Origin of the sequence: Serratia sp. AKBS12 (assembly GCF_024793895.1) — a bacterium.
Taxonomy (GTDB): domain Bacteria; phylum Pseudomonadota; class Gammaproteobacteria; order Enterobacterales; family Enterobacteriaceae; genus Serratia_F.
In genome coordinates this window covers 267,035-284,786 of the sequence record NZ_JANUSB010000016.1, presented here as the reverse complement: position 1 = coordinate 284,786, position 17,752 = coordinate 267,035, and the positions used below count along the sequence as shown (strand labels likewise).

Here is a 17,752-nt window from a genome sequence, read left to right as displayed (position 1 = left end):
GCAGCAGTGTTCCTGCTGCGTCATACCGCCAGGTAGGCGCTGATCAACCCTTCGTCCAATTGTTCCACGGTACCGGTGGCGACATTGCGACCCTGATCCATCAGGCAGAAGCGATCCGCCACCCGGCGTATAAACGGCAGTCGGTGTTCGACCAGCAGGATGGTAATACCGAGTTCCCGGTTGAGTTTGTGGATCACGTTGCCAATCTCCGCCGCGATAGAAGGCTGGATGCCAACCGTCGGCTCATCAAGAATTAACAACTCGGGTTCCAGCACCAGCGCTCGGCAAATTGCCAGTTGCTGCTGTTCACCTGCGGCCAGATCGCCGGCGCGGCGGTCGCGCATCGCTCTCAGGTTGGGGAACAGGCTATAGATCAGCGGCGGAATACGACGGGTTCTATCGTGTCCCGCCATCAGTGCTACCTGCAGATTCTCCTCGACGCTCAGCGGCGAAAAAATCTGTCTCCCTTGCGGCACATAGCTGATACCCAGCGCCGCCCGGGTCTCGACCGGCTGCTGCAACAGATTTTGCGGCGGTTCGTTGGCCAGTTGCCAGGTCATACTACCGCTCACCACCGGCAAATGCCCCATGATGCAGTTCACCAGCGTGGTTTTTCCTACGCCGTTGCGCCCCAGCAACACCGTACATTGGCCACGCGGCAACTCCAGATTGATATCCCATAATGTATGGTTCTGTCCGTAAAATTGATTAACTGAACGTAGGCTTAACATTCGGCATTCTCCTCAAAGACCTGTTTCACACTCATGCAACCTGTGCCTCCGTGCTTTTCCTTCCCTTCGCGGTTAGCGATTTCTTTCCCGAGTGGTTTAACGTCCAGAACAAAATGCCGCCTGTGCTGCGCTGAAATCGCAGTACAGGTTGGGGCTAAAAAAGCGATATTTAGATAAAAAGGTGCTTTATGACCGAATTATGCGTCTAGTCATTTTTTTTGGCGCTCTGTCCCGCCATGGTTGGCATGGCGTCAGCGCAACGGCACGGCGTTATTCCTGCCAACTTTTACCAAAAAGCGAGCGAACTGCCCCTGGTCTGTCTGTCAGTACTGCAACTCCCAGGCCAACTTTTATCGGACAATAAAAAAGCAGGTTGTTATGGTTATGTTAAGCTGAGCGCCTGCGGCGACAGGGGGCGCAGCTCAGGGCAAAATATCGGCGCAGCTCGCTTCGAACGTTTTTTGCACTGTTACGGTGCCAGCGCGCTGAACCATGGTGCAAGCCTGTGGCGCAGATGAGCGGCGTTTCGCCACCGTCGGGGGATAATGAGTAAAATACGTTTATGGCAATGGGCTTTTTTAGTATTTATAGGCATAAACAAAGCAATAAAAGTGTCAAAAAATAACTAAAAAAGCCGCCTCAAGGCCGATGTCAGGTAAAAAGCGATTTTTCTGTAACTCCCGTGGCTGGCGGGGCGGTGAGAGTTATCCACTATTCCTGTGGATAACCTTGTGTATTAGATTTAGAAAAGCGGTTTAAAGCGAGAGCCGGCGCGGGTTGTCTTCCCATTGCCCGGATTCTCGTCTTTTTGCTAAAGTTATTAATTATCAATAGCTTATTTAAAAGCAATACGCGAACGTATTGCTGTCAATGTTATGTATGATTTTTCGCCTCGCTGCTATCAATAAGTTAATTCGCGACAAATTCTGGGGATAAAACGGTTATTGACAATAAAAATGTCACCGCAGTGTAACCTTGGCGGTGCAAAGCGTTTTTTGGCAGGTAACTCAAAGCCACTAATCCGCTTGAAGCTGGTTTTATATCCAGTATCATAGGCACTGGCGAAAATCGCCGCGGCTTTCCATACTTACAGGTCGCTGTGCCGACCGGTTCGCATCCACGCTTCAGGTGGGCGCAGGCAACCCTGCGCGACGAGAATGATGAAGGGTATATGAGTAAACTTTTTAAACTGCATTCGGACTTCAAGCCGGCCGGCGACCAGCCGGAGGCCATTCGCAAGCTGGAAGAAGGGCTGGAAGATGGCCTGGCGCACCAGACGCTGCTAGGGGTAACCGGTTCGGGGAAAACCTTCACCGTTGCCAACGTGATAGCCGATCTGAACCGGCCAACGATGGTGCTGGCACCCAACAAAACGCTGGCGGCACAGCTGTACGGCGAAATGAAGGCGTTTTTCCCCGAGAATGCGGTGGAATACTTTGTCTCGTATTACGATTACTACCAGCCGGAAGCCTACGTGCCGAGCTCGGATACCTTCATCGAGAAGGACGCCTCGGTAAACGAACATATCGAGCAAATGCGTCTGTCGGCGACCAAGGCGCTGCTGGAGCGGCGCGACGTGGTGGTGGTGGCGTCGGTCTCGGCGATCTACGGTCTGGGCGATCCGGATCTTTACCTCAAGATGATGCTGCACCTGACCAAGGGTATGCTCATCGACCAGCGCTCGATCCTGCGCCGTCTGGCGGAGCTGCAATATACCCGCAACGATCAGGCGTTTCAGCGCGCCACCTTCCGGGTGCGCGGTGAAGTGATCGACATCTTCCCGGCGGAGTCCGATGAACTGGCGCTGCGCGTTGAACTGTTCGACGAGGAGGTCGAGCGGTTGTCGCTGTTTGATCCGCTCACCGGTCAGGTCGAACAGGTGGTGCAGCGCTTTACCATCTACCCGAAGTCGCATTACGTGACGCCGCGCGAGCGCATCCTGCAGGCGATGGAAGAAATCAAGGTCGATCTGGCCGAGCGACGTCAGGTGCTGCTGGCCAATAACAAATTGTTGGAAGAGCAGCGGCTGACGCAGCGCACCCAGTTCGATCTGGAAATGATGAACGAGCTTGGCTACTGTTCCGGCATCGAAAACTATTCGCGCTATCTGTCCGGTCGCGGCCCGGGCGAGCCGCCGCCGACGTTGTTCGATTATCTGCCTGCCGATGGCCTGCTGGTGGTGGACGAATCGCACGTCACCATCCCGCAGATTGGCGGCATGTACAAAGGCGACCGTTCGCGCAAGGAAACGCTGGTGGAATATGGTTTCCGCCTGCCTTCGGCGCTGGATAACCGGCCAATGCGCTTTGAGGAATTCGAGGCGCTGGCACCGCAAACCATTTATGTGTCGGCGACGCCGGGCAAATACGAGCTGGAAAAATCCGGCGGCGACGTGATTGACCAGGTAGTACGGCCGACCGGTCTGCTGGATCCGCAAGTGGAAGTGCGGCCGGTGGCGACCCAGGTTGACGATCTGCTGTCGGAGATCCGTAAACGGGTGGTAATCAACGAACGGGTGCTGGTGACCACGCTGACCAAACGCATGGCGGAAGATCTGACCGAATATCTTGAAGAGCACGGCGAGCGCGTGCGTTATCTGCACTCCGACATCGACACCGTCGAACGCGTCGAAATCATTCGTGATTTGCGTCTGGGCGAGTTTGACGTGCTGGTGGGCATCAACCTGTTACGAGAAGGTCTGGACATGCCTGAGGTGTCGCTGGTGGCGATTCTCGACGCCGATAAAGAGGGCTTCCTGCGTTCCGAACGATCGTTGATCCAGACCATCGGCCGTGCGGCACGTAACCTGAACGGCAAGGCGATTCTGTATGGCGACAGAATCACCGACTCGATGGCCAGGGCGATTGGCGAAACCGAGCGGCGTCGCGCCAAGCAGCAGGCGTACAACCAGGAAAACGGTATTGTGCCGCAGGGATTGAACAAGAAAATCGCCGACATCCTGCAACTGGGTCAGCCATCAACGCGCGGCAAGGGCAAAGGGAAGAGCAAAGCGGCAGAAAACGCCGCCCAGTATCAGCAGCTCACCCCTAAAGCGCTGGATCAGAAGATCCGCGAGCTGGAAGCCCAGATGTACACTCACGCACAGAATCTGGAGTTTGAACAGGCGGCGGCGCTACGGGATGAAATCCACCAGTTACGCGAGCAGTTTATCGCCATCTCCTGACGCAACCGCAGCCGGGCGATAAAATGACAAATTTCTTGTCGCGCCCGGCAAAGCTGATTAAGGTGTGCGGCCAACTATGCCAAGCCAAATGAGTCGAACTGCAAGATGAGCGAACATAAATCCAAAGATCCGCTGCATGGCATCACGCTGGAGCAGTTATTGAACCGGCTGGTGGCAACCTACGGCTGGCCCGGGCTGGCCGAGCGCATTCGCATCAACTGTTTCAGCAGCGATCCGAGCATCAAGTCCAGCCTGAAGTTTTTACGCCGCACGCCGTGGGCGCGCAAGCAGGTCGAGGATCTATATATCGCCATGATCGGCGAGAATCCGTGGTATCAGGGCAAAGACTAAGGGCGCGCAGCCAGTTCAGTCAGCGCCCTTTCGAGCGCCTGGCGCAAGAGTTGACGATCGTGACGATAGGGAATATCGCTGGCCTCAAGATTTTGCTGAATCACAACCCGATCCTGCACCGAGGCGCTATTGATCGCCGGGCTGACGATCACTGCGTCTATCATTTTGCGGCCGATCTTCTCTTCCATCAGATCCAGCTTGTCTTTTAGCGACAGTGCGGCGGCGGCAACGCTGAGCTCGCGCCCCAGGTTATCGATATAAATCAGATTGGCGCTGCTGCGGCGCAGAGCCTGAGTCAAATCGTCAAGCAGCAGCAGCGGCATCAGGCTGGTCAGGAAGCTGCCCGGGCCAATCAGAATCAAATCCGCCTGCGCAATCGCATCCACCGCCTCCCGGGTGGCGTGCACATGCGGCGACAGCATCAATTCCTGTGGCATGGCGGTCAGTTGATCGACATTGACCTCACCGTAGACATGATTGCCTTCGTGATCGTGCGCCATCAGATCCACCGGCTGTTCCGACATCGGGATTAACGCCGCATCGACTTTCAACAGACTGCGTACCAGATTGATCGCTTCCAGCGGCCGCACGCTCAGATGATCGAGTGCCTTTAGCATCAGATTACCCAGATTATGTCCCGACAGCTCACCGTTGCCGCTGAAACGGTATTCAAACATGGCGGAGGCGACGCTGGGTTCGGTTATCAACTGGTTAAGGCAGTTACGGGTGTCGCCCCAGGCAATACCGCCCTCAGAACGACGGATCCGCCCGGTGGAGCCGCCATTATCGGTGGTGGTGACGATGCCGGTCAGGCGAGATCCCAAAGACGACAGCGATGACATCACGCGGCCAAGGCCATGGCCGCCACCTAATGCCACTACGCGATCCAGATCGGCAAGGGTACGATTACGCATAAAATTCCTTATCCCTGTCCGTTTGCTATCGCAGGACAGGCGTATTTCTGAGACTGGTTTACCGGCAGATGCCCGTTACGCAACACGCTGTTTAGCGCATAAAGTAGCGGATTTGCCGCAAAAAGGCGAAGAAGAGTGTCATTTGCCTGATTCTGGTCAATTCGCCTGCACAAGCAGCGGTTATCATGCTTAACTTGTTTGGCAGAGTCTAAAATCGCTGTATAGACAACTATATAGCGAAATTGCACATTGGCTATCGTCGCGAATAGGCGCTAGAATTCTGCTGAAAACCACGGTTTCATTCCGGCTACTTGCTGAGCCGTATTCCCGCTGGTGACAAACGACCACCGTCTATCTTGGCGGTGCGGTTTGCCAGACGGAGAAGATGAAATCAAAACTCCTAGCCCTTGGGCCTACGTCATTGCGCGCAATGATATGGCGCCTGGGCCGTGGCGAAGTCAGCCACCAGGGTGCGAGATAGAAATGTCTGCATCTCCCGACTTGGAAAGGTGTTATGGTGCCGCAACTTACCGATGCTTTCGAGCGCAAATTCTATTACCTGCGCCTGTCGATCACCGACGTGTGCAACTTCCGTTGTACCTACTGTTTGCCGGATGGCTACAAACCGGCCGGCAGCCCCAAGGCCTTTCTGTCGCTGGATGAAATTCGGCGCGTCAGCCGGGCGTTTGCCGAACTCGGCACCGAAAAGGTGCGGCTGACCGGCGGCGAGCCATCGTTGCGCCGCGACTTTACCGACATTATTGCCGCCGTACGTGAAAACCCGGCGATCCGTCAACTGGCGGTGACCACCAACGGCTATCGCATGGCGCGCGACGTGGCGCAGTGGCGCGACGCCGGCTTGACCGCCATCAACGTCAGCGTCGACAGCCTCGATGCACGCCAGTTTCATGCCATTACCGGTCAGGACAAGTTCCATCAGGTCATGGCGGGCATCGATGCCGCTTTTACTGCCGGCTTTAGCAAGGTGAAAGTCAATGCGGTGCTGATGCGCGACGTCAACCATCACCAGCTCGATACCTTCCTCAACTGGATCCGCCAACGCCCGATTCAACTGCGTTTCATCGAACTGATGGAAACCGGTGAGGGAGGCTCGCTGTTTCGCAAACATCACGTTTCGGGAGAGGTGCTGCGCCAGCAGCTGGAACGGCAAGGCTGGCAACGGCAACCACGTGGCCGCAGCGATGGCCCGGCGCAGGTATTCAGCCATCCGGATTACCAGGGCGAAGTCGGGCTTATCATGCCGTACGAAAAAGACTTCTGCGCCAGCTGCAACCGGCTGCGGGTTTCCGCCATCGGTAATCTGCATCTGTGTCTGTTTGGCGAACAGGGGATCCCGCTGCGCGATCTGCTGGCTGACGATCGGCAGTTGCCGATGCTTAAGGAACGTATTCAGAGCGGGTTGCTGACCAAAAAACAGACCCATTTTCTGCATCAGGGCAACAGCGGCATTACCCAGAACCTTTCTTTCATTGGCGGCTGATCCTGCGTTTGCCGAGGCAAGCAGGATCTTACAGTACAGGAGCAGCAACATGAGCCATGCCAGCAGCGAATTCATCCCGGCGCGTATCGCCATTTTGACCGTCTCCGACAGTCGTGGTGAAGAAGATGACACCTCCGGTGACTATTTGCAGCAAGCAGCGCTGGAAACCGGGCATCAGGTGGTTGCGCGTGCCATTGTCAAAGACAACGTTTATCAGATTCGCGCTCAGGTCTCCGCCTGGATCGCCGATGATGGGGTGCAAGCGGTGCTGATTACCGGTGGCACCGGCTTTACCGCGCGCGACAACACGCCGGAAGCGCTAGTGCCGCTGTTCGATCGTCAGATTGACGGCTTTGGTGAACTGTTCCGCATGGTGTCATATGAAGATATCGGCACGGCGACCATTCAGTCCCGTGCGCTGGCCGGTATTGCCAACCAGACGGTGCTGTTTGCCATACCGGGCTCTACCCGCGCCTGCCGTACCGCGTGGGAACGCATTATCGAATCGCAGCTGGATGCGCGTAACCGGCCGTGCAATTTTCACCCACATCTGAAGAAGTAACGTTATGACGCAGCTAACCCATATTAATGCCGCCGGCGAAGCGCATATGGTCGATGTCTCGGCCAAGGCGGAAACGGTGCGCGAAGCACGGGCCGAGGCCTTTGTCGAGATGCATGCCGCCACGCTGGCGATGATCGTCGATGGCAGCCACCATAAGGGCGATGTGTTTGCCACCGCGCGCATTGCCGGCATTCAGGCGGCGAAACGTACCTGGGAACTGATCCCGCTGTGCCACCCGCTGATGTTGAGCAAAGTCGAAGTCCAACTGGAAGCACAACCGGAGCACAGCCGGGTGCGCATCGAAACCCGCTGCCGCCTGAGCGGCAAGACCGGGGTGGAAATGGAAGCGTTGACCGCAGCGTCGGTGGCTGCACTGACCATTTACGACATGTGTAAAGCGGTGCAGAAGGACATGGTGATTGGCCCGGTGCGCCTGCTGGCGAAAAGCGGCGGCAAATCCGGCGATTTTGAGGTGAGTTATGATTGATATTCTGTTTTTCGCCCAGGTACGCGAACTGATCGGCACCGAAAGCCTGAGCCTGCCGGCGGAGTTTGCCAACGTTGAAGCACTGCGTCAGGCGCTGTGCCAGCGCGGCGATCGCTGGGCGCTGGCGCTGGAGTCAGGCAAATTGCTGATGGCGGTAAATCAGTCGCTGGTGGGGGCGGAGCACCCGCTGAACGCCGGTGATGAAGTCGCTTTCTTTCCGCCGGTAACCGGAGGTTGAGCGTGGAAAATACGCGTATTCGCGTGGGTAGCGCGCCGTTTGGCGTCGGTGAAGAATACCAGTGGCTGGCGCAGTGCGATGACGACGGTGCGGTAGTGACCTTCACCGGCAAGGTTCGCAATCATAATCTGGGTGCTGACGTCAGCGCATTGACGCTGGAACATTACCCGGGAATGACCGAAAAGGCATTAACCGCCATCGTGGTGGAAGCGCGCGAGCGTTGGCCGCTACAGCGCGTCAGCGTCATCCACCGGGTGGGTGAACTGTTCCCCGGCGATGAAATCGTCTTCGTTGGTGTCACCAGCGCGCATCGCAGCATGGCGTTCGAGGCCGCCGAATTTATCATGGACTATCTGAAGACCCGCGCCCCATTCTGGAAGCGTGAAGCCACCGGGCAGGGTGAACGCTGGGTTGACGCACGCGACAGCGATCGGCAGGCGGCAAAACGCTGGTAGACCGCCGCTGGCCAGGGTAACAAATCCATACCGTTGTCCGCAGCGCGTTACATATTCTGTGGTACGCTTAATACCGGTGGGGGCTTTCCCCGAACTTTGGTTTTACATGTAAAAGGTAACCGTCATGGACCGATATCCACGTTCCAATGGTTCGATCGTCGAACGTGCCGGCAGCGGCATTCAAACCTATATGGCACAGGTGTATGGCTGGATGACCTGTGGCCTGCTGTTAACGGCCTTTGTTTCCTGGTACGCGGCGAACACGCCAGCGATACTCAACTTCATCTTTTCCAGCCAGATCGCCTTTTTTGGCCTGATCATCGCGCAGTTGGCGCTGGTGTTCGTTATTTCCGGCATGGTAAACCGTCTGAGTGGTGCGGTGGCCACCTCGCTCTTCATGCTGTATTCGGCGTTGACCGGCCTGACGCTGTCCAGCATCTTTATCATTTACACCTATAGCTCGATTGCCAGCACCTTCGTGGTTACCGCCGGCATGTTCGGCGCCATGAGCCTGTATGGCTACACCACCAAACGCGATCTTAGCGGTTTCGGCAATATGCTGTTTATGGCGCTGATCGGCATCGTGCTGGCCTCGCTGGTCAACTTCTGGCTGAAGAGCACCGCATTGATGTGGGCGATCACCTATATCGGCGTGGTGGTGTTCGTTGGCCTGACAGCGTATGACACCCAGAAACTGAAAGCGATGGGCGAGCAGTTGAACCCGGATGACAAGGACGGTTTTCGCAAATACGCCATCGTTGGCGCGCTGACGCTGTACCTGGATTTCATCAACCTGTTCCTGATGCTGTTGCGCATTTTCGGCAACCGCCGCTGATAACCAGAGCGCGCCAGAGCGGCGCGCAAATCAGCGAAAACCGCCCCCGGGCGCTGTCTGACGACGGCGCCTTTTTTTGCGTCAGCTTATAATTCATTAATAATTCTTTGCTGTTTTGTCGACGTGTATCGGGCTATTCCGTTGAATGTATAGGCTGTATGGAAGACTAATCATTTAAAAATAGCGGTGATGGTAAAGAGGTGTTTATGTATAAGGCGTTAAGCTCAAAATGGCAGGCTCGCTTTGCGCTGTTCGATAGCGTTGGCGGCGATATCACGTCTACGCAATACCGGCAGAAAATCAAGGAACTGGGTTTCTTTGGCCGCATGAAGTACATAATGAATTTTTTCGCCTTTTTCTTTGGCATTATCTATTTCTGCATTCTCGGACTGTGGAAGAAAGGGCTGGTGCTGTTCGTCGGCATGTGCGTAGTCAATATGATCATCGGCATGGTGGAGTACTCGACCGGTAACGATCTGGACGGACTGGTACGTGCGGTAAATATCGCCTACGCGGCGATGTGCGCCATGACCGCCAATTACGCCTACTACCTGAAGGAAACGAAGGGTATCCAGGGCTGGAACCCGTTTGAAGGCTTTAGCAAAAGCTCGGCGGCTAACATCGCGCAACGCTAGGCACCGGCCATGGCCAGGAAGTCACTGCCGGCTATGTCACCAGCAGCAGGGCAATGGCGTACAGTGCGAATACCGCCAGCGCAATCAGCAATGACAGCAGCGCGCGCCATTTCAACGACGATTTGAACAGCCCGACCAGCGCCAGGTAAAACACCGCCAGATTGGCAATCAGATTGCAGCCGGCCAGTGCCAGCATCGCCAGATTGATCCATTCCGCGCTGTCTTCGGGCAGCAGCACGCCGGCCAGATAGATACCCACCACCATCAGCAGGCTGATGACGGCCAGCCGAAAGGCAAAGCGGATCATGCTGTTGAATTCGTCGTTTTTTATCGTCTGATTATCGCTCACCACAGTTTCTCCACGGATTGATCAACAATGCGCCGTTGCCGCGCCGTCAGGCAATCTTACGGCGGAACATGGCATAGGCGGCGCTGCCGGTGGTGACGGCGATCGCCAGCAGCGGCCACAGACTGTGCCAGATAATGCCAAAGCTGGCGTCTTTCAGGTAGATCTGTTTGGTGATGTCGGTAAAGTGGCGAATCGGGTTGGCCCAGGTCAGGTTCTGCAACCACACCGGCATGTTTTCCACTGGTGATACGTAGCCGGAAAGCAGAATGGCCGGCATCATAAACACGAACACGCCGATAAATGCCTGCTGCTGGGTAGCGCATAGTGAGGAAATCAGCAGCCCGAAGCCCACCAGCGACAGGCCGTAGACCAGCATGGTGGCATAGAACAGCAGTAGTGAACCGGCAAACGGGATCTGATAGAGAAAGATGCCAATCAACAGCACGATCGAAGCCTGAAAGGTGGCGACCATCAGTGCCGGCACCGCTTTGCCGATAAATATCTGCCAGGTATTGAGTGGGGAAACCAGCAGTTGCTCCAGCGTACCTTGTTCCCGTTCGCGCGCCACCGACAGCGAGGTGACGATCATCACGCCAATGGTAGTGATCATGGCAATCAGTGACGGCACGACAAACCATTTGTAATCGAGATTCGGATTGTACCAGTTGCGTACCACCAGCTCGCTGTTATTGGGTTTCTGGCGCTGGCCAATCAGTTCGTTTTGATAATCCTGCACGATCTGCTGAACGTAGTTGGCGGCAATCTGCGCGCTGTTGGAATTGCGGCCATCAAGGATCAGCTGCAGCGGCGCCGGGTTGCCGTTGGCAATATCGCGCGAAAACTGCGCCGGAAAGCGGATCAGCAACAGCGCCCGCTGATTATCGATGGTTTCGCGGATCTGCTGCGGGCTGCGCAGCAGCAGTACATGCGGAAAGGCTTTCGCTTTGGCGAAGCGTTGGGTCAGCTCGACCGATGCGTGCCCGCTGTCCTCGCTGTACACCGCAATGGTGGCATTGGTCACTTCCAGCGTGGCGGCGAACGGGAACAGCAGCACCTGCAAAATGACCGGCAGCACCAGAATCGCGCGGGTCTGCGGATCGCGTAGCAAAGACTGCAATTCCTTGATAATCAATGTCCAAAGCCGATGGAACATGGTTTCCCCTTAATCCAGACGTCGCTGGGTCTTCCAGGCGGTCAGGCCAATGAATACCACCGCTGAAGCAATCAGGAACAGCAGGTTGATCAGCAACATCGAGCCGATATTGCCCGCCAGAAACAGCGTTTTCAGCGTGCTGACAAAGTAGCGTGCCGGGATGATATAGGTAACGGCGCGCACCACTGCCGGCATGCTGTCGATCTGAAAAATAAAACCGGAAAGCATAATCGAAGGCAGGAAGGCGGCGTTCAGCGCCACCATTGCCGCATTAAACTGATTGCGGGTAATGGTGGAAATCAGCAGTCCCATACCCAGGGTGCTTATCAAGAACAGGCTGCTGATAACCAACAGCAACAGTAGTGAACCGCGGTACGGCACGCCAAAGACAAACACTGACACCACCATGCACAGCGCCATGGCGATCATGCCGAGAAAATAATAGGGCACCAGTTTGGACAGCAGCAGCTCGCTGCGCGTCACCTGCGTTGACAGCAGCGCTTCCATGGTGCCGCGTTCCCATTCGCGGGCGATGACCAGCGAGGTGAGGATCGCGCCGATCACCGTCATGATGATGGTGATGGCGCCGGGAATGATAAAGTGCTGGCTGATGGCCGCCGGGTTGAACCAATAACGCATCTGTACCTCGATCGGCGGTCGATCCTCACGCCCGGCGTCGGTGGCACGCTGTTGCTGCCACACCTGCCATACTCCCTGGGTGTAACCCTGTACGAAGTTGGCGGTGTTCGGCTCGCTACCATCGGTGACGATCTGGATCGGTGCCTGATCGAACGGCCGCGCCATGCGCTGGGCAAAATCCACCGGGATCACCACCAGACCACGGATGGCGCCTGCCTGCATTTTTTCGATCAGCGCCTGACGATTATCGCTGATGGTGGGATCGATATACGGCGATCCGGCAAAGGCATTGGCCAGATCGCGTGCGTCTTCGCTTTGCTGTTCCAGCAGGATACCGAGGCGCAGCTTGCTGGAATCCAGATTGATGCCATAACCAAAGATAAACAGCAGCATCAGCGGGATTAAAAATGCGATCAGCCAGCTGCTGGGATCGCGCAGCATCTGTCGCGTTTCCTTGAGGCACAGCGCGCGCAGCCGTCGCCAGGAAAATCGACTGTCGTCCGTGGGTGCCGAATTGCGCTTATTGTCCATGCCGTTGCTCACGACTGTTCCTCCCGATCGTACCCCTGTACCAGTTCAATAAACGCCTGTTCCATCGACGGATTCGGATTATCGTCGCTGGCGATGCGTTGTTTGAGATCGTCCGGCGTGCCGGCGGCGATGATTTTTCCGCGATACACCAGCCCGATACGATCGCAGTATTCCGCTTCGTCCATAAAGTGGGTGGTGACCATCACCGTCACGCCTTTATCGACCATGCCGTTGATATGCAGCCAGAATTCACGCCGGGTAAGCGGATCGACCCCGGAGGTCGGTTCATCGAGAAACAGAATGTCCGGTTCGTGCATCAGCGCACAGGCCAGCGCCAAACGCTGCTTGAAACCGAGCGGCAGCGCATCCGGCGTCTGGTTGAGGATCGGCGCGAAATTGAAGGCGCTGGACATTTCGCTGATTTTCTCGCGCTGTCGTTTGCCGCTCAGCCCATAAACGCCAGAAAAGAATTTAAGGTTCTGCGCGACCGTCAGGTTGCCATACAGCGAGAATTTCTGCGCCATATACCCCAGGTGCTGACGCGCCTTGCCGGAGCCGGTTTTAAGATCCATCCCCAACACCAGCGCCTTGCCGTCGCTGGGCACCAGCAGGCCGCACATCATTTTAAAGGTGGTGGACTTGCCGGCACCGTTCGGTCCCAGCAGGCCGAAGATTTCGCCTCGCTGCACCTTGAAATCGACACGATCGGTGGCGGCAAAGTCGCCAAACCTTTTGGTCAGGTTTTGCGCTTCGATTACCGTCTCCGTGCTGTCGCCCTCGACGCTGGGCATGATATCCGCCAGAGCCGATCGACTGTTTGGCCCGCCGCCGAGCAAATCGATAAACGCATCTTCAAAGCGTGGCTCTGCCTCCGTCAGTTCTGCATCGGCGATCGCCAGATCGTCAAGCACCTGACGATGGTCGGCATGCTGTTTCAGGATCAGGCGCAGGTATTTGCCCTGGATAACGCCGTCGGTGACCGTCGGCAGGCAGATCGCCCGCTGCAACAGCGCGCGGTGGCTGCCCGCCGGTACGGCAATCAGCACCGTTCGCCCGGCCATTCGCCGGGTGAGCTCTTTGGGCGCGCCGCTGAACAGCAGTTCGCCTTCGTTCATCAGCAAAACTTCGCGACACTGCTCGGCTTCGTCGAGGTAGGAGGTACTCCACAGGATCAGCATGCCGTCGTTGGCCAGCTCGTGTACCATGCGCCATAGTTCGCGCCGCGAAATCGGATCGACCCCGACTCCTGGTTCATCCAGCAGCAGCACCTGCGGTTCGCCAACCAGGGTACAGGCCAGCCCCAGTTTTTGCTTCATGCCGCCGGAAAGCTTGCCGGCCAGGCGATCGGTAAAACGCGTCAGATCGGTAAATGCCAGCAGGCGTTCGAAGGTGGTGCGGCGCTGCTCGCCGATGACGCCACGCAGATCGGCATACAGCGTCAGGTTTTCCATCACCGTCAGATCTTCATACAGCCCGAACTTCTGCGGCATATAGCCAAGAATGGCGTGCAGTTGCCGATCCTGCGCGATCGGATCCAGCCCGGCGACGCGCAGCGTGCCGCTGCTGGGTTTCAACAGACCGGCCAGCATGCGCAGCAGGGTAGTTTTACCCGCACCATCCGGCCCCACCAGCCCGGTCACCGCGCCGCTGCGCAGTTGGGTGGTCAGGCTGGCTACTGCCGGTTTATCCAGCGCCGGGAAACGCTTTTCCAACGCCTCCAGATCGATGGTATGTGCCCGTTGTTGTTCCATCACCATCCCTAACAGATTATGGCCTATCGTTGCTGGCGGTTGGCAAAGCGCAGGGTGACCGGCATGCCCTGGCGCAGCCCGTCGTCGGCGTCGGACACGATCACCCGCAAGCGGTACACCAGATCGGTACGCAAGTCGGTGGTTTCGACGCTTTTCGGCGTAAATTCGGCGGTTGGCGACACGAAGCCGATTTTGCCATGGTAGGGTTTGCCTGGGCGCCCGTCGGTATAGATTTCCAGTTCGGTCCCCGGCGCTGCCTGGCCGAGACTGGCTTCACTGACGTAGGCTCGTACCCATACCGGTGAGGTCAGCGACAGCGTGAATACCGTACTGCTGGCGCTGAGCATGGTGCCCGGTTCAACCGCCCGGGTCAGTACGGTGCCGGCAGACGGCGACAGTAGGCTGGTGTCCTGTACGTCCAACTGCGCCTGGGCCAGCGAGGCTTGCGCCTGTGCCACTTCCGCTTTGGCCTGCTCGATTTCCTGCGGGCGATTGCCGCTGAGATATTGCGCCAGCTTGTCCTTTGCCGCCTGCAAGCTGGCCTGGGCCTGGTTGCGCGCGGTGCGGGCATCCTCCAGCGCATCGGCGGAGGTGGCGCTTTTTGCCCATAATCCCTGCTGACGCTTTAGAAAACTGTCGGCATAGTTGAAGGCAGAGAGTTTCTGCGCCATTTCGGAACGCACCTGGGCGATCTCTTCGGCGCGATAGCCGGCCAGCAACAGCGCCAGTTTGGCCTGCGTGCTGCCAACGTTGGCCTTTGCCTGTTGCAGCGCATTGAGATAAGGACCGTCATCCAGTTTGCCGAGCAGTTGGCCGGGTTGCACGGTATCGCCTTCATCCACCGTCAGCGACGACAACCGCCCGCTGACGCGAAAGCCCAGATTGACGGTGCGGATGTCCACATTGCCATACAGCGTCAAGGGTTTGTGCTGCTGTTGCTGGTAATACCACCATCCGGCTGCTGCGGCAGCGAGCAGTGCCACAATCGCCAGCATCAAGATGACTCTTTTCTTGTTCATAACACTCCCTGCCAAAGTTTAACCGCCATAGCGTTGGCGCAAGCCATTAACCAGAAGATCGATATGTTCAGCCAGCACCTCAGCGATTTGCGCCGCTTCATCCGGGCCAATGTGTTGCCAACCGGCCTGACGGCGGATGGTTTCTCGTGCCACGCGGAACGACAGCACTTCGCCGAGTAACGCATGGGTATGCAGTACGATTTTGGTGGATTGCGCGTCGATACCGCTGTAGGCCGCCAGCAGTCGGCACAGTTTGTCATGCAGCGGAGCGATGACCTGTTGATGGATCAGCGGGTAAGCGTCAGAAGGGGAGAGCTGCTCGCGTGACATGATTTTGCTGAGATTGAGCGTATGTGGCTGGGTCATCAGTTCACTGAAGGCCAGCAGCCCGCGCTTGAGGTGATACAGATAGTGTTCCGGCAAGCGTTCCGCTGCCGGTAGCAGCCAGAAACGGTCGATTTCGTCGGCCAGAGGTCGGAAAGCCTGCTGGATGAAATCGGCAATCCATTGCGCTACCGCCCGATAAAGCCCTTCTTTGGAACTGAAATAGTAGGTAATAGCGGCGATATTCTGGCCGGCTCGCTGGGCGATAGCGCGGGTAGTGGCGCCCTGAATGCCGAATTCGCCAAATACGTCGATGGCAGCGCTAATCAGCTGTTCACGCGCCTGTTCGCCGCGCGGGCGGTTGTTGGGGGGCATGCTTTCAGCAACAGGCATACGGTGTCACCTGAAAAAGTTAATCAATCGTATGATTGACTTTAGGCGGGTTCTTCGAGAATGCAAGCACCAAATCCCTTCATTTTGTAAGTCAACTGGCGGTTTAATGGCCGGTGTCCGGCATAATGTGCTTTCGCGCGCTAAAATTGCCTTTTCTTGTTCGACTTCTGCTACAATCTGCGGCTTGGTGCACTGCAGTTTGTGCCAATCCCTCGTGGTCATGCTTAATGCCCCGTCTGATCGTCCTCCCCGGAAACTGCACCGAACATTGTTTAGGTTAGGGGGGATCTGGAGTCTTTCTCTACTATGTCATTTGAAACCCTCGGCTTAAGTGCTGAAATCCTGCGCGCTGTTGAAGAACAGGGCTATCGCGAACCTACGCCAATCCAGCGTCAGGCGATCCCTGTGGTGCTTGAAGGCCGTGATTTGATGGCCAGCGCCCAGACCGGTACCGGCAAAACCGCTGGTTTTACCCTGCCGGTATTGCAACTGCTGAGCAAGCATGACCATGCGGTCAAAGGCCGTCGTCCGGTGCGTGCGTTGATCCTGACGCCAACCCGCGAACTGGCGGCGCAAATCGGCGAAAACGTGCAAGCCTACAGCAAACACCTGCGCCTGCGTTCGCTGGTAGTGTTCGGTGGCGTCAGCATCAACCCGCAGATGATGAAACTGCGCGGCGGTGTAGACATTCTGGTGGCGACGCCGGGCCGTCTGCTGGATCTGGAACATCAGAACGCCGTTGACCTGTCAAAAATCGAAATTCTGGTGCTCGACGAAGCCGACCGCATGCTGGATATGGGCTTTATCCATGATATCCGCCGCGTGTTGTCCAAGCTGCCGCCGAAGCGCCAAAACCTGCTGTTCTCCGCCACTTTCTCCGACGAAATCAAAGGGCTGGCCAGCAAGCTGCTGCACAACCCGGCGTCGGTAGAAGTCGCACGTCGCAACACCGCCTCCGAGCAGATCGAACAAAGCGTGCACTTTGTTGACAAGAAGCGTAAGCGGGAACTGCTGTCGCAGATGATCGGCGAAGGTGACTGGCGTCAGGTGCTGGTGTTTAACCGTACCAAGCACGGCGCCAACCATTTGGCTGAACAGCTGAACAAAGACGGCATCACCGCCGCCGCCATCCACGGCAATAAAAGCCAGGGGGCGCGTACGCGTGCATTGGCCGACTTCAAGGACGGCAAGATCCGCGTATTGGTTGCCACCGATATCGCCGCGCGCGGTCTGGATATCGACCAGTTGCCACACGTGGTGAACTACGAGCTGCCGAACGTGCCGGAGGATTACGTGCACCGCATCGGTCGTACCGGTCGGGCCGAACGTACCGGTGAAGCGATTTCACTGGTGTGCGTAGACGAACATAAACTGCTGCGCGACATCGAACGTCTGCTCAAGCGTGAAATTCCGCGTATTGCCCTGCCAGGCTATGAACCGGATCCGACCATCAAGGCGGAACCAATCATCAATGGTCGTCAAGGCGGCGGGCGCGGTGCGCCACGCGGCAATGGCAACGGCGGTCAGCGTAATGGCAACGGCGGCGGTCAGCGTGAAAACCGTGGCAATGGCAACGCGCGTCCACAGGGCGATGGCCAACGTCGCGGTGCGCCACCGGCGCGTCGCCCACGTCGCAGCAAACCGGCTGAGTAAGCTCGCCGAGTCAATCATCAGGCCGCCGTTTATCGGCGGCTTTTTTT

General features: G+C 56.9%; 18 protein-coding genes and 1 riboswitch. Of the genes, 10 read left to right on the top strand and 8 right to left on the bottom strand.

What is annotated here, in order from left to right; genetic code table 11:
- Positions 1–20 precede the first annotated feature (20 nt).
- On the bottom strand, positions 21–731 hold the full coding sequence (locus NYE85_RS20695; RefSeq protein ID WP_259006620.1) for an ATP-binding cassette domain-containing protein: 711 nt from the start codon (positions 729–731) through the stop codon (positions 21–23).
- Between the two features lie 1,171 nt (positions 732–1,902).
- Here NYE85_RS20695 and uvrB point away from each other — a divergent pair.
- Complete coding sequence (gene uvrB / locus NYE85_RS20690) at positions 1,903–3,915, top strand: excinuclease ABC subunit UvrB (RefSeq protein WP_259006619.1); 2,013 nt, start codon at positions 1,903–1,905, stop codon at positions 3,913–3,915.
- Between the two features lie 105 nt (positions 3,916–4,020).
- Positions 4,021–4,266 (top strand): VF530 family protein, encoded by a 246-nt coding sequence (locus NYE85_RS20685; protein ID WP_259006618.1) that lies wholly within the window; start codon positions 4,021–4,023, stop codon positions 4,264–4,266.
- Here the strand turns inward: NYE85_RS20685 and yvcK are convergent.
- Complete coding sequence (gene yvcK / locus NYE85_RS20680; RefSeq protein WP_259006617.1) at positions 4,263–5,180, bottom strand: uridine diphosphate-N-acetylglucosamine-binding protein YvcK; 918 nt, start codon at positions 5,178–5,180, stop codon at positions 4,263–4,265. The genes NYE85_RS20685 and yvcK overlap by 4 nt on opposite strands.
- Before the next feature lie 385 nt (positions 5,181–5,565).
- A riboswitch (molybdenum cofactor riboswitch) is annotated at positions 5,566–5,708 on the top strand.
- Between yvcK and moaA the strand changes: the two genes are divergently transcribed.
- From moaA to NYE85_RS20645, 7 genes are all read left to right on the top strand, one after another.
- Entirely contained in the window at positions 5,695–6,681 is a 987-nt protein-coding gene (gene moaA, locus NYE85_RS20675) for a GTP 3',8-cyclase MoaA (RefSeq protein WP_259006616.1), read from the top strand. Its footprint overlaps the riboswitch before it by 14 nt.
- A gap of 49 nt (positions 6,682–6,730) precedes the next feature.
- Positions 6,731–7,243, top strand: coding sequence for a molybdenum cofactor biosynthesis protein B (gene moaB / locus NYE85_RS20670; protein WP_259006615.1), 513 nt, complete (start codon positions 6,731–6,733; stop codon positions 7,241–7,243).
- Between the two features lie 4 nt (positions 7,244–7,247).
- The gene (gene moaC, locus NYE85_RS20665; RefSeq protein ID WP_259006614.1) at positions 7,248–7,730 is read left to right on the top strand and encodes a cyclic pyranopterin monophosphate synthase MoaC; all 483 of its coding nucleotides are present in this window, start codon (positions 7,248–7,250) and stop codon (positions 7,728–7,730) included.
- Positions 7,723–7,968: a molybdopterin synthase sulfur carrier subunit gene (gene moaD / locus NYE85_RS20660; protein ID WP_004965690.1), complete on the top strand. Its 246-nt coding sequence runs from the start codon at positions 7,723–7,725 to the stop codon at positions 7,966–7,968. The genes moaC and moaD overlap by 8 nt, the downstream gene beginning before the upstream one ends.
- Positions 7,969–7,970: 2 nt before the next feature.
- Positions 7,971–8,423 (top strand): molybdopterin synthase catalytic subunit MoaE, encoded by a 453-nt coding sequence (moaE, locus tag NYE85_RS20655; RefSeq protein ID WP_259006613.1) that lies wholly within the window; start codon positions 7,971–7,973, stop codon positions 8,421–8,423.
- Positions 8,424–8,547: 124 nt separating this feature from the next.
- Positions 8,548–9,258: a Bax inhibitor-1/YccA family protein gene (locus NYE85_RS20650; protein WP_259006612.1), complete on the top strand. Its 711-nt coding sequence runs from the start codon at positions 8,548–8,550 to the stop codon at positions 9,256–9,258.
- Positions 9,259–9,464: 206 nt separating this feature from the next.
- On the top strand, positions 9,465–9,893 hold the full coding sequence (locus NYE85_RS20645; RefSeq protein WP_259006611.1) for a DUF2628 domain-containing protein: 429 nt from the start codon (positions 9,465–9,467) through the stop codon (positions 9,891–9,893).
- 31 nt (positions 9,894–9,924) lie between these two features.
- On the opposite strand, the gene NYE85_RS20640 is transcribed toward NYE85_RS20645, so the two are convergent.
- From NYE85_RS20640 to cecR, 6 genes are read right to left on the bottom strand one after another with little or no spacing between them, the layout of a single operon-like run.
- A complete protein-coding gene (locus tag NYE85_RS20640; protein WP_259006610.1) occupies positions 9,925–10,242 on the bottom strand; it encodes a hypothetical protein in 318 nt (105 codons plus the stop codon).
- A gap of 46 nt (positions 10,243–10,288) precedes the next feature.
- On the bottom strand, positions 10,289–11,395 hold the full coding sequence (locus tag NYE85_RS20635; RefSeq protein ID WP_259006609.1) for an ABC transporter permease: 1,107 nt from the start codon (positions 11,393–11,395) through the stop codon (positions 10,289–10,291).
- A gap of 9 nt (positions 11,396–11,404) precedes the next feature.
- Positions 11,405–12,565, bottom strand: a complete 1,161-nt coding sequence (locus NYE85_RS20630) for an ABC transporter permease (RefSeq protein ID WP_259006687.1) — start codon at positions 12,563–12,565, stop codon at positions 11,405–11,407.
- A gap of 8 nt (positions 12,566–12,573) precedes the next feature.
- On the bottom strand, positions 12,574–14,322 hold the full coding sequence (locus NYE85_RS20625; RefSeq protein ID WP_405050695.1) for an ATP-binding cassette domain-containing protein: 1,749 nt from the start codon (positions 14,320–14,322) through the stop codon (positions 12,574–12,576).
- Positions 14,323–14,339: 17 nt separating this feature from the next.
- The gene (gene hlyD / locus NYE85_RS20620; RefSeq protein WP_259006607.1) at positions 14,340–15,335 is read right to left on the bottom strand and encodes a secretion protein HlyD; all 996 of its coding nucleotides are present in this window, start codon (positions 15,333–15,335) and stop codon (positions 14,340–14,342) included.
- Between the two features lie 18 nt (positions 15,336–15,353).
- The gene (gene cecR, locus NYE85_RS20615) at positions 15,354–16,052 is read right to left on the bottom strand and encodes a transcriptional regulator CecR (protein ID WP_259006606.1); all 699 of its coding nucleotides are present in this window, start codon (positions 16,050–16,052) and stop codon (positions 15,354–15,356) included.
- A 306-nt stretch (positions 16,053–16,358) separates the two neighbouring features.
- Between cecR and rhlE the strand changes: the two genes are divergently transcribed.
- Positions 16,359–17,705 carry an ATP-dependent RNA helicase RhlE gene (gene rhlE / locus NYE85_RS20610; protein WP_259006605.1) on the top strand — a complete coding sequence of 449 codons (1,347 nt, stop codon included), beginning with the start codon at positions 16,359–16,361 and terminating at the stop codon, positions 17,703–17,705.
- Positions 17,706–17,752 lie beyond the last annotated feature (47 nt).